Below are 12,443 nucleotides of genomic sequence, written 5' to 3'. Positions count from 1 at the left end.
GTGCGCGGACGGGTCGAATCGATTCGACCCGGCTTCAGAAACCCTACCCACCGGCTCCGGATGCTGCAACACGAGGGGGACGGCGAGCCGGTCGTCCCGATTTCGGATCGAGCGGATGCCGCGGCCCGCGGAAACGCGCAGGCGGGCTGCGCGCGGTGACGCCCCGTGTTCCCGGCCCGAGGCGGCGTCGACGGGTGATCGCGAGCAGGAAAACGCGCAGCCGGAGTGCGCGAAACTGCGGTTTTCCCGCAGTTGCACGCAGCGCCGAACCGTGGGTATGGTCCCCTGCTAAACGATTAACAATCCGGGTGAAAGCCCTGACCGCTCGATCGAACCGCGTCCAAAGGAGGACCATGCGTCACGTCCCGAAGTCCCGCATCACGGTGTCACTCGCCGTCACGGCCACCGCGCTCGTCGCGCTCGCGGGGTGCTCCGCCCCGTCCGGATCGGCCGACGCCGACGGTGACGTCACCCTCACCTACGCGATCTGGGACCAGAACCAGCAGCCCGCGATGGAGCAGATCGCCGACGCGTTCACGGAGGAGCACCCGAACGTCGACGTCGAGATCCAGCTCACGCCCTACAAGGAGTACTTCACCAAGCTCCAGACCGCGGTCTCCGGCGGGGCGGCCGCCGACGTCTTCTGGATGAACGGCCCGAACTTCCAGCTCTACGCCGGCAACGGCGTGCTCGCGCCCCTCGATGGCGACGGTCTCGACCCGGCCGACTACCCCGAGGGCCTCATCGACCTCTACAGCTACGAGGGCGACCTCTACGGCGCACCCAAGGACTTCGACACCGTCGCCCTCTGGTACAACAAGGCCCTCTTCGACGCAGCCGGCGTCGAGTACCCGAACGCCGACTGGACCTGGGACGACCTGAAGGCCGCCTCCGCGAAGCTCACCGACCCGGCCAAGGGCCAGTACGGCATCGCGGCGAGCCAGTACGGCCAGGAGAACTACTACAACTCCATCGCGCAGGCCGGCGGCGAGGTCATCTCGGCCGACGGCACGACGACGGGCTACGACACCCCCGAGGCGCTCGCCGGCATCGAGCTCTGGACCGACCTCATCGCCGACGGCTCCTCGCCGACCGCGCAGCAGATGACCGACACGAACCCCGAGGACTTCTTCCTCTCGGGCAAGGTCGCCATGTTCCAGAACGGCTCGTGGGCCGCCATCGCCTACGCCGACAACCCCGACATCGCCGACACGGTCGACGTCGCGCCCCTGCCCGCCGGCGCCACCGGCAACCAGAGCGTGATCCACGGCGTCGCGAACGTCGCCAACGCCAAGAGCGCGCACGTGGACCTCGCCAAGGAGTTCGCCGAATTCGCGAGCTCGAAGGCCGCCGCCGACATCCAGGCCGACTCGGGCACCGTGATCCCCGCGTTCAACGGCACCCAGCAGGCCTGGGTCGACGCCCTGCCGCAGTTCGACCTGCAGGTGTACATCGACGCCCTCGAGACGGCCGTGCCCTACCCGGTCTCGAAGAACACGGCCGCCTGGACCTCCATCGAGAGCGAGGTGCTCTCGCAGGTCTGGGCCGGCAGCGTCACGCCGGAGGACGGCCTCGCGCAGCTCGCCGAGCAGATGCAGGCCGCACTGGACGCAGAGTCGGAGTGACCCGATGACCGACCTGATCGCGCAGCGCACCGCGGCGCCGATCTCCGAGCTCGACCGGGGCGGTCCGCCGCCCCGGCGGGCCAGCCGCCCCGCGCTCCGGCCGCCGTCGCGGCCCCGCCCAGTCGGCCTGGTGGGCGCTGCTCTTCATCGGCCCGACGGCCGTGGGCCTCCTCGCCTTCTACATCTGGCCCACCATCCGCACGTTCATCCTGTCGTTCACGGAGTCGGGTCCCTTCGGCGGCTCCGAGTTCGTCGGGCTCGACAACTACGTGCGCCTGTTCCAGGACCCCGAGCTGCTCGGCGCGCTCCGCAACACCGCCCTCTACACGGTGATCGCCCTCGTCGGCATCCCGATCGCGGTCGCCATCGCGGCCCTGCTCAACACGGCGGGCCTGCGCGGCCGCAGCGTGTACCGCACCCTCTACTTCATCCCGGTCGTGACGATGCCGGCCGCGATCGCGCTCGTCTGGCGCATGATCTACAACGGCGACTACGGCGTGCTGAACGAGATGCTGGCCGTCTTCGGCATCGACGGCCGCTCGTGGCTGACCGACCCGAGCACCGCGCTCGTCGCCATCGCCGTCGTCGGCATCTGGGCGGGCCTCGGCACCAACATCGTGATCTTCCTCGCGGGCCTGCAGGGCATTCCCGACACGATCATGGAGGCGGCCGACCTCGACGGCGCCGGTCCGGTGCGCAAGTTCTTCTCGATCACCATCCCGCTGCTGAGCCCGAGCATCTTCTTCGTGAGCGTCATCAGCGTGATCGGCGCGCTGCAGGTGTTCGACCTCATCTACATGATGCTCGGCGTCAGCAACCCCGCCATGCCGAACACCCGCACCATCGTCTACCTGTTCTACGAGGCCGGGTTCATCGACAACGAGCGCGGCTACGCGGCCGCCATCGCGTTCCTCCTGCTGATCATCATCCTGCTGCTCACGGTCGTGCAGTTCCGGCTCCAGAAGAAGTGGGTGCACTATGAGTGACCTCTCGCTCGACACGAGGGCGATGACGGGCGCGGATGTCGAGCTCGAGACATCCGCGGACCTCCGACGCCCAGCGGGGCGGGGCAAGCGCCGTGGTCACTGGCTCGTGCACCTGCTCCTGGCACTGGGGGCGATCGTCATGGTCTTCCCGTTCGTCTGGCAGACCCTGACCGCGTTCAAGACGTTCCAGGACTCGGTGCAGGTGCCCCCGGTCGTGATCCCCGACCCATGGGTGTTCACGAACTTCGCCGAGGTCTTCGACTCGATGCCGTTCGGGCAGATGTTCCTGAACTCGGTGCTGCTCACGGTGGGCCGTACGGTCGGCCAGGTCGTGCTCTGCACGATGGCCGGCTACGCGTTCGCCCGCATCCCGTTCCGGGGCCGCAACGTGCTGTTCGTCGTGTTCCTCTCCGTGCTGATGGTGCCCTCGCAGCTCTACCTGCTGCCGCAGTACGAGATCATCCAGACGCTCGGATGGCTGAACACCCTGCAGGCGCTCATCGTGCCCGGGCTCTTCAGCGCCTTCGGCACCTTCCTCATGCGCCAGTTCTTCATGTCGATGCCGTCGGAGCTCGAGGAGGCCGCGCGCATCGACGGCGCCAACCCGTGGCAGACGTTCTGGCGCATCATGGTGCCGCTCGCGAAGCCCGGCATCATCGCGCTGACGGTGTTCACGGTGCTGTGGTCGTGGAACGACCTGCTGTGGCCGCTCGTGGTCACGACCGACCCCGAGAAGATGCCGCTCTCGGTGGGCCTGTCGCAGCTCGTCGGGCTGCACGGCACTGACTACCCTGTGCTCATGGCGGGCGCCCTGCTCGCGACGCTGCCGATGCTCGTCACGTTCATGATCCTGCAGAAGCAGTTCATCCAGGGCATCGCATTCTCCGGGTCGAAGGGGTGACGGATGCCGCAGACAGCTGACTCCGGCGCGGCGAAGCGCCGCCCCACCCTCCGCATGGTCGCCGACCTCGCGGGCGTCTCGACCGCGACCGTCTCGTACGTGTTCTCGGGGCGCTCGGGAGCGAACGGCTCCGGCGTCGCCGAGGACACCGCGCGGCGCGTCCACGAGGCCGCCGACGAGCTGAACTACCGTCCGAACCGGTCGGCGCGGGCCATGCGCACCGGGCGCACGGGCATGATCCAGCTCTCGCTGCACATGCTGAGCGACCCGTGGTCGCTCGCCGTCGCCGACGCGGTCAACACGGAGGCGAACCGGCACGGCCTGACCACGCTGATCCTCGCGGACGGCGACTGGCACACCGCGCTCGACCGGGTCGAGAGCGACGTCGCGTACCTCGACGGCGCGGGGCACGACGACCTCTCCCGGCGTCACCTCGCCGACCTGGTCGGCCACGGCCAGCGGCTCATCGTGTTCTCGGAGCACCTCGAGCCCGAGGGCTTCGACGTGGTGCGCTCCGACGCGATCCCCGGGTGCCACCTCGCGATGGAGCACCTGCTCGAACGGCACACGGACATCGGATGCCTCGTGGCGGAGTCCGCGATCGCCGGCGCCGAGCACGGGGTCACGAGATACACGCCGTACCTCGAGCGCCTGCGCGCGCACGGCATCGAGCCCGACCCGGCGTTCACGGCGCCGTTCGCCGACACGCAGGCCAGCGCGTTCCAGGCGGCCGTGCGGCTGCTCTCGGGCGGACGACGGCCGACGGCGATCTACGCGTCGACGGACTTCGCGGCGATCGCGGCGATCAACGCGGCGCACATGCTCGGGCTGCGGGTTCCGCACGACGTCGCCGTCGTCGGCGTCGGGAACACGCCCGACGCGCAGCTCGTCGCGCCGACGCTGACCACGGTCGGCCCGACCGACTTCTACGAGCGCCAGGCGGAGCTCATCGTCGCCCGGGCGCTCTCGCCCGAGCCCGCACCGGGCGAGCTCCACGAGTTCCCGTGGTCGCTGTTCCCGGGCGGATCGACCGACCTCGACGCGCCCGCGGTGCGACCCGTCGCCTGAGCCCGGGCCTCGCAGCACCGGCGCTCGCCGCGCGGCATCCGCCCGCGGCATCCGCGTCTTCACCTCAATCACGACCTGTAAGGAGCACCACCCGTGGATCTCAAGATCGGCATCGTCGGCTTCGGCGCCCGCGCCACCCTCCGGCACGAGGCGCATCGCCCCGGTGAGGGCAGCCGCGTCACCGCGGTCTGCGACCTCTCCGAACGCGCGCGTGCCGCCGCGCACGCCGAGTTCCCCGACGCCCTCGTCACCGACTCGCTCGACGAGCTGCTCGCATCCGGCATCGACGCCGTGATGGTGCTGACGCCCGACGACCGGCACGCGAGCATCGCCATCCCGGCCCTCGAAGCCGGGGTCGCGGTCTTCTGCGAGAAGCCCCTGGCGATCGACCTCGCCGACGCCGACGCCGTGCTCGAGACGGCGCGCCGCACCGGCACGCGCCTCTACGTCGGCCACAACATGCGCCACATGCCCGTCATCGCGCTCCTGCGCCGCCTCATCCTCGACGGACGCATCGGCGAGGTGAAGGCGATCTGGTGCCGGCACTTCGTGGGCAACGGCGGCGACTACTACTTCAAGGACTGGCACGCCGACCGCCGGCGCACCACGGGCCTGCTGCTGCAGAAGGGCGCGCACGACCTCGACGTCATCCACTGGCTCGCGGGCGCCTACGCCGACCGGGTCGCCGCGATGGGTTCGCTCAGCGTCTACGGCGACATCGACGACCGCCGCGACCGATCGGGCGAGCGGATGCCGGACTGGTTCAGCCTCGACAACTGGCCCCCGGCCTCCCTCACCGGGCTGAACCCGGTGGTCGACGTCGAGGACGTGTCGATGGTGAACCTGCACCTGTCGAACGGGGTGCTCGCCTCGTACCAGCAGTGCCACTTCGCGCCCGACTACTGGCGCAACTACACCGTCATCGGCACCGAGGGGCGCATCGAGAACCTCGGCGACACCGCCGGCTCGACCGTCGCGCTCTGGAACCGTCGCCACCAGGGCGCGGCCGAGCCCGACGAGTCCTTCGTCGTGCCCGAGGTGGCCGACGCCGGGCACGAGGGCGCCGACGCGCTGCTCATCGCCGAGTTCCTGCGCTTCGTGCGCGACGGCGGCCTCACCGAGACGTCGCCCGTCGCGGCCCGCGAGGCGGTCGCCGCCGGCATCCTCGCGACCGAGTCGCTCCGCGGCGACGGCTCGGCGCTCGCCGTGCCGGCCCTCGACGACGACCTCGTCGCGTACTTCGAGCGCGGGCAGGTCGAGGCCGACGCCGAGGCCCCGGCGGAGGCATCCGTCACCGTCTGACCGCGTGCAGGAGATTCGGCTGCGTCCCCGCCCACAGCGGGGATGCGGCCTGATCTCCTGCACGGCGAACCGGCCCCGGGCGGAAGGCGTCGGGCCGGCGCCGGCAGGCCGCACACGCCCACCCGCGCCCGATACGATGGCTCTGCCATCCGGCGCACCCACCGGACCACTTCGCAGTGGCCGCCGCACCCAGCGGCCCCTGCACCGAACAACGAGGTATCGATGAAGGCCCTCTTCAAGCGCGCTCCCGGCGCAGGTTTCGAGTACACCGACCGTCCCGAGCCCGAGCCGGGCCCCGCAGACGTGAAGATCCGGGTGCTCCGCACCGGCATCTGCGGCACCGACCTCCACATCGAGGCATGGGACGACTGGGCGGCGTCGAACATCGCCACCCCGCTCGTACCCGGACACGAGTTCTACGGCGAGGTCGTCGAGGTCGGCGAGCTCGTGCACGACGTCGCCGTCGGCGACAAGGTGTCGGGCGAGGGGCACGTGGTGTGCGGCATGTGCCGCAACTGCCGGGCCGGTCGTCGCCAGATGTGCATCCGCACGCTCGGCGTCGGGCTCCACCGCGACGGCGCCTTCGCCGAGTACATCGTGATCCCCGGCGAGAACGTCTGGGTGCACCACTCGCCCGTCGTGCCCGAGGTCGGTGCGATCTTCGACCCGTTCGGCAACGCCGTGCACACGGCGCTCGCGTTCTCGGTCATCGGCGAAGACGTGCTCGTCACGGGCTGCGGCCCCATCGGCCTCATGTCGATCGCGGTCGCCCGTCACGTCGGCGCCCGCTACATCGTGGCGACGGATGTCTCGCCCGCGCGCCTCGAGCTCGCGGTGTCCATGGGAGCCGATGCCGTCGTCGACGTGTCGAAGGAGCGCGTGGCCGAGGTGCAGGGACGGCTCGGTATGCGCGAGGGCTTCGACGTCGGCTTCGAGATGTCGGGCTCGCCCCGTGCGCTGCCAGAGATGATCGAGAACATGAACCACGGCGGCCGCATCGCGATGCTCGGGCTGCCGAGCGAGCCGTACGCGATCGACTGGGGCAAGGTCGTGACCCACATGCTCACCGTGAAGGGCATCTACGGGCGCGAGATGTTCGAGACGTGGAACTCGATGAGCGCGATGCTGCAGACGAGCCCGGTGCTCGGCGAGCGGGTCGCGTCGATCATCTCGGAGCGGTACCCCGCGCACGAATGGCGGGCGGCGTTCGACACGGCCAGGTCGGCCGGCGTCGGCAAGGTCATCCTCGATTGGACGGAGGCGTAGGCATGTACGCATCGATGAAGGAGCAGCTGCGAGCCGAGCTCGACGAGATCGAGCAGGCGGGGCTCACGAAGCGGGAGCGCGGCATCCGCGGCCCGCAGTCGTCGGAGGTGTCGGTCGGCGGCGCAGAGGTGCTGAACTTCTGCGCCAACAACTACCTCGGCCTCGCGAACGACCCGCGCATCGTCGCGGCCGCGCACCGCGGGCTCGACGAGTGGGGCTACGGACTCGCGAGCGTGCGGTTCATCTGCGGCACGCAGGAGCAGCACCTCGAGCTCGAGCGCCGCGTCTCCGAGTTCCTGGGGTACGACGACACGATCCTCTTCTCGTCGTGCTTCGACGCGAACGGCGGCGTCTTCGAGACCCTCTTCGGGCCGGATGACGCGATCATCTCCGACGAGCTCAACCACGCGTCGATCATCGACGGTATCCGCCTCTCCAAGGCGAGCCGGTACCGCTACAGGAACCGCGACATGGCCGACCTCGAGGCGCAGCTCGTCGCCGCAGCGGATGCGCGTCGACGCGTGATCGTGACCGACGGCGTCTTCTCGATGGACGGCTACATCGCGCCGCTCGCCGAGATCTGCGACCTCGCCGACCGCTACGACGCGCTCGTCTTCGTCGACGACTCGCACGCCGTCGGGTTCGTCGGCACGCACGGGCGGGGAACGCCCGAGCTCTGCGGCGTCGAGGGCCGGGTCGACATCACGACCGGCACGTTCGGCAAGGCGCTCGGCGGGGCATCCGGAGGGTACGTCGCGGCACGCCGGGAGATCGTCGACCTGCTGCGCCAGCGCGCGCGCCCGTACCTGTTCTCGAACACGCTCGCGCCGGCCATCGTCGCCGGCACGCTCGAGGCGCTCACGCTCGTCGGCGAGTCGGGCGAGCTGCGCGAGCGGCTCAACGCGAACGCCGCGCTGTTCCGCACGCTGATGGCGGATGCCGGGTTCGACCTGCTGCCCGGCGAGCACGCGATCGTGCCCGTCATGTTCGGCGACGCGGTCGTCACGGCGCGCATGGCCGAGGCCCTGCAGGAGCGCAGCGTCTACGTGACCGCGTTCTCGTTCCCGGTCGTGCCCCGCGGGGCCGCCCGCATCCGCGTGCAGCTCTCGGCCGCGCACTCCGAGGACGAGATCCGTCGATGCGTCGAGGCCTTCGTGGGGGCGCGCGCCGCGATCTGAGCGGATGCCGCGAGGCGCTGCTGGCGCCCCTGGTTCAGCGGGCGCTGGTCAACGTGCCGAGGTGCAGGAGATTGGGCTCGATGTGCCGCCACAGCCCGGATGACGCCTGATCTCCTGCATTTCGACGGGCGGTCGCGGTCGGCGGGCCCGGGTCAGCGCCCGCGCTCGCCGAACCGGATCGCGACGGACGCCGGCACCAGCCGGGTGAGGGCGATCAGCGCGCGATAGCGCAGCGACGGCACCGAGACGGCCTTGCCGTGCGCTGCGTCGCGGAGCCCCTCGGCGACGACCGTGCGCGCGTCGAGCCACATCCAGGCGGGAACGCCCTCCTTGCCGGGCGCGAGTCCCATGCGCTGGTGGAAGTTCGTGTGCGTGTATCCCGGGCACACCGCCGTCGTCGTGACGCCCCGCGCCGCGTACCGGTCGTTCGCCCAGCGACTGAAGCTGATGAGCCAGCCCTTGCACGCGCCGTACGTCGCCCGGGGGATGAACCCCGCGACCGAGGCCACGTTGATGATACGCCCGCGGCCGCGCGGGAGCATCTGTCCGAGCGCCGCATGGCTCAGCCGCATGGGCACCTCGACGTGCAGGTGCAGGTGCTTCACCTCGTCCTCGATGTCGTTCGCGGCGAAGTCGAGCCGCAGCCCGAAGCCCGCGTTGTTCACGAGCAGGTCGATCGGACGCTCGGCGTCGGACACCCGGGCCACGACCCTGGCGAGGTGGCGGCGCTTCAGCAGGTCGGCCGGCAGCACCTCGACGGCGACGCCGTACCTGGCGCGCACCTTCGCGGCGACGCGGTCGAGCGCCTCGCGATCGCGGGCGACGAGCACGAGGTCGGCTCCGGTGGCGGCGAGCTGGCGGGCGAACTCGGCGCCGAGCCCCGAGCTCGCGCCGGTGATGAGTGCGGTCTTCGGCATGCGGCCAGCCTAGGCGGACGTGCGCCGGGAGCGCTGCGCCGCGGCATCCGCGGCTCTCGAATCGATTCGAGATCGATGATCTATGATCGGGCGTGTCGGTGACCCCTGCCGACGAGCCCGACCGCCCCACCTGAGGACCGATCCGCATGACCGAGACCGCGCGACCCACTCTCGCCGACGTCGCCGCACGCGCCGGCGTCTCGGCGTCGACCGCGTCGCTCGCCTTCAGCGGCTCGGGCCCCGTGTCGGATGCCACGAAGCAGAAGGTGCACGCCGCCGCGGCCGAGCTCGGGTACGCCGGCCCCGACCCGCGGGCGCAGTCGCTGCGCCGCGGTCGCTCCGGCATCGTGGGCGTCGTGCTCGAGGAGCGGGTCCGTGCGGCCTTCCTCGACCCCGTGAAGATCCAGATGCTCGACGGCATTACCGAGGGCATCGGCTCGCTCGGCGCCGGACTGCTGCTGCTCACCGACACCGGCGAGGCCGGCGGTCACGCCGTGGGCATCGAGAGCGCGCCCGTCGACGCCGTCGTGCTCGTCGGATGCAGCCCGAGGCTCGGCCAGTCGGTCGAGGTGCTCCGACGACGCGGCATCCCGGCGGTCGCCATCGAGGGCGATGCGGGCGACGGCATCCCGAAGATCTCGATCGACAACCGCGAGGCGACCCGCCGAGGCGCCGAGTACCTGCGCGAGCTCGGCCACGCCGACGTCCAGGTCGTCACGCTGCCGTTCGACCCCGCCCGCACGCGCGGCCCGCTCACGCCCGAACTCGAGCACGGCAGCGCCTCCGACACCGCGAGCGAGCGCCTCGCCGGCGCCCGCGACGTGTTCCCTCACGTCACCGGCCGCGTGGCCGGCGCGAGCTCGATCGAGGAAGGGCTCGAGGCGGGGCGCGCGCTGCTCGCCGACCCGGCGCGGCGCCCCACGGCCGTCATCGCGCAGAGCGACCTGCTCGCCGCCGGCGTCATCCAGGCGGCCGACGAGCTCGGCATCGCGGTGCCCGCAGAGCTCAGCGTGCTCGGCTTCGACGGCATCCGCGTCGACGGGCTGCAGCACGACCTCACGACGCTCGTGCAGCCGTCGGTCGCGAAGGGCCGCGCCGCCGGCGAGGCCGTCGTGAGCCTGCTCGCCGGCGATTCGCCCCGCTCGGTGTGCTTCACGAGCGTGCTGCACGTCGGCGACACGACGGCGCCGCCGCGCGCCTGATCCGCGTCGCTCGCGATCACGCGCGACGACACGGCCGTGCGAACGCACTTCGGGATTCAGGCATTCGCCCGCGCGTCAGGCCGGGGCGCCGGTCACCATCCACGTCGCGCCCCGGGCACGCAGCGACAGCGTCACCGCACGGGCGGCGAGGTAGCCGATCGCGAACGCGCCGGTGAGCAGCGCGAGCGAGGTCGCGCTCGGCAGGCCCGCGGCATCCGACCACCACACCGTGCCGAGCGCCAGCGGAACGAAGACGACGAGGTTCACGAGGCCCGTCCAGGCGAGGTAACGCGCATCGCCGGCGCCGATGAGCACCCCGTCGAGTACGAACACGAGGCCGCCGAGCGGGGCCGAGAGTCCGAGCACCACGAGCGAGGGCGGCAGCAGCGCCGCGACCGCCGCAGAGGATGTGAACAGCGCGGGGAGCACCCAGGCCGTCGCGATGATCAGGCCGCCGAGCACGACGCCCGACCAGATGCCCCACTGCACGCAGCGGCGCAGCACGGCGCGCACCTGCTCGACGTCGCCCTCGCCGAGGCCCTTGCCGATGAGGGCCTGCGCGGCGATCGCGAGCGCGTCGAGGGCGAACCCCAGCGTGAAGTAGACCGTGATGGCCACCTGGTAGGCCGCGAGCTCGTCGGGGCCGAGCGAGGTCGCCGCCCAGGTCGCGAGCAGCAGCGCGGCGCGGAGGCTCGCCGTGCGCAGGAACAGCCAGCCGCCCGACACCGCCCCGCGGAGCACGCCCGCATGGTGCGGCCACGGGCTCGCGCCGGCGCGCGCCGCGTGGCGGGCGACCACCACGAGGTAGACGAGCACCATGCCCCACTGGGCGATGACCGTGCCGACCGCGGACCCCGCGATGCCCCAGCCGAGGCCGTAGATGAACACGAAGTTCAGGCCGATGTTGGCCGCGAACCCGATGCCGGCGACCCAGAGCGGGGTGGTCGTGTCCTGCAGGCCGCGCAGCAGTCCCGTGGCCGCGAACACGAGCAGCATGGCCGGGAGCCCGGCCATCGAGATCGACAGATAGATCGACGCCTGCTCGGTGACCTCCGGCGAGGCGCCGAACACGCCCACGAGCCACGGCGTGGCCAACCACCCCAGCAGGGCGAGCACGGTGCCGAGCCCGAGTGCGAGCCACAGCCCGTCGACGCCGGATGCCACGGCACCGCGCTCGTCGCCCGCGCCGAGTCGCCGCGCGACGGTCGGTGTCGTGGCGTACGCGAGGAACACCATGAGCCCGATGATCGTCTGCAGCACGGCGCTGGCGAGCCCGAGACCGGCGAGCGGCGTCGCCCCGAGGTGCCCGACCATGGCCGTGTCGGCCAGCAGGAACAGCGGCTCGGCGATGAGCGCGCCGAGCGCGGGCACCGCGAGGCGCAGGATGTCGCGGTCGACGGTGCGGGCCGGGGGAGCTGGGGGCGGGGTTACGGCGTCCATGTGCGGACTCGAGCCTATGCCGGACGGCCGACGCGGCATCCGCTCGCTCGTGGACCCCGATCTTCGGTCGGCATCGGCGTGCGGCTCGCGCTCGACGCCGGCCCGCGGCATCCGCTTCGTCAGATGTCGACGATCTCCTTGCCGAGCGGGGCGAGTGAGACGGGGATGAGCTTGAAGTCGGCGATGCCGAGGGGGATGCCGATGATGGTGATGCAGAGCAGCACGCCCGAGATCAGGTGGGCGATCGCGAGCCAGATGCCGGCCAGCAGGAACCAGATGACGTTGCCGATGAACGACCACGCGCCGCTCGTCGGCTTGGCGACCACCGTGCGGCCGAACGGCCAGAGCGCGTAGAGGCCGATGCGGAACGACGCGATGCCCCACGGGATCGTCACGATGAGCACGCACATGATCACCCCGGCCGCCAGGTACCCCAGGAACAGCCAGAAGCCCGAGAGCACGAGCCAGATGATGTTGAGCACGGTGTTCATGCGTCGATTCAATCAAGTCCGGCCGTGCCACCGCCATCCGCGCGTCGGCGACGCCTGTCGTTCACGC

Annotated in this window: 11 protein-coding genes; 8 read left to right on the top strand and 3 right to left on the bottom strand. The window is 71.2% G+C overall.

Annotated features, from left to right (window positions below; genetic code table 11):
• Positions 1-353: 353 nt before the first annotated feature.
• From ACR3IO_RS15825 to ACR3IO_RS15795, 7 genes are all read left to right on the top strand, one after another.
• A complete protein-coding gene (locus tag ACR3IO_RS15825; protein WP_434072184.1) occupies positions 354-1,625 on the top strand; it encodes an ABC transporter substrate-binding protein in 1,272 nt (423 codons plus the stop codon).
• Positions 1,626-1,786: 161 nt separating this feature from the next.
• A complete protein-coding gene (locus ACR3IO_RS15820) occupies positions 1,787-2,611 on the top strand; it encodes a carbohydrate ABC transporter permease (protein WP_434072183.1) in 825 nt (274 codons plus the stop codon).
• Positions 2,604-3,512 (top strand): carbohydrate ABC transporter permease, encoded by a 909-nt coding sequence (locus tag ACR3IO_RS15815; RefSeq protein WP_434072182.1) that lies wholly within the window; start codon positions 2,604-2,606, stop codon positions 3,510-3,512. Before ACR3IO_RS15820 ends, ACR3IO_RS15815 begins: the two co-directional genes overlap by 8 nt.
• 3 nt (positions 3,513-3,515) lie before the next feature.
• A complete protein-coding gene (locus ACR3IO_RS15810) occupies positions 3,516-4,580 on the top strand; it encodes a LacI family DNA-binding transcriptional regulator (protein WP_434072181.1) in 1,065 nt (354 codons plus the stop codon).
• A 93-nt stretch (positions 4,581-4,673) separates the two neighbouring features.
• Positions 4,674-5,882 carry a Gfo/Idh/MocA family protein gene (locus ACR3IO_RS15805; protein WP_434072180.1) on the top strand — a complete coding sequence of 403 codons (1,209 nt, stop codon included), beginning with the start codon at positions 4,674-4,676 and terminating at the stop codon, positions 5,880-5,882.
• Between the two features lie 222 nt (positions 5,883-6,104).
• Positions 6,105-7,148 carry an L-threonine 3-dehydrogenase gene (gene tdh / locus ACR3IO_RS15800; RefSeq protein ID WP_434072179.1) on the top strand — a complete coding sequence of 348 codons (1,044 nt, stop codon included), beginning with the start codon at positions 6,105-6,107 and terminating at the stop codon, positions 7,146-7,148.
• A gap of 2 nt (positions 7,149-7,150) precedes the next feature.
• Positions 7,151-8,326, top strand: coding sequence for a glycine C-acetyltransferase (locus tag ACR3IO_RS15795; protein ID WP_434072178.1), 1,176 nt, complete (start codon positions 7,151-7,153; stop codon positions 8,324-8,326).
• A 152-nt stretch (positions 8,327-8,478) separates the two neighbouring features.
• Here ACR3IO_RS15795 and ACR3IO_RS15790 read toward each other — a convergent pair whose 3' ends face one another.
• Entirely contained in the window at positions 8,479-9,243 is a 765-nt protein-coding gene (locus ACR3IO_RS15790; protein ID WP_434072177.1) for an SDR family NAD(P)-dependent oxidoreductase, read from the bottom strand.
• Between the two features lie 146 nt (positions 9,244-9,389).
• On the opposite strand from ACR3IO_RS15790, the gene ACR3IO_RS15785 reads away from it, so the two are divergent.
• The gene (locus tag ACR3IO_RS15785) at positions 9,390-10,445 is read left to right on the top strand and encodes a LacI family DNA-binding transcriptional regulator (protein ID WP_434072176.1); all 1,056 of its coding nucleotides are present in this window, start codon (positions 9,390-9,392) and stop codon (positions 10,443-10,445) included.
• A 75-nt stretch (positions 10,446-10,520) separates the two neighbouring features.
• On the opposite strand, the gene ACR3IO_RS15780 is transcribed toward ACR3IO_RS15785, so the two are convergent.
• Both ACR3IO_RS15780 and ACR3IO_RS15775 read right to left on the bottom strand, forming a co-directional pair.
• On the bottom strand, positions 10,521-11,885 hold the full coding sequence (locus ACR3IO_RS15780; RefSeq protein ID WP_434072175.1) for an MATE family efflux transporter: 1,365 nt from the start codon (positions 11,883-11,885) through the stop codon (positions 10,521-10,523).
• 119 nt (positions 11,886-12,004) lie between these two features.
• On the bottom strand, positions 12,005-12,376 hold the full coding sequence (locus ACR3IO_RS15775) for a YccF domain-containing protein (protein WP_434072174.1): 372 nt from the start codon (positions 12,374-12,376) through the stop codon (positions 12,005-12,007).
• Between the last annotated feature and the right edge of the window lie 67 nt (positions 12,377-12,443).

The sequence above is a fragment of the Agromyces sp. Marseille-Q5079 genome, from assembly GCF_051016555.1.
Lineage (GTDB): Bacteria > Actinomycetota > Actinomycetes > Actinomycetales > Microbacteriaceae > Agromyces.
This window is presented reverse-complemented; position numbering and strand designations above follow the sequence as displayed.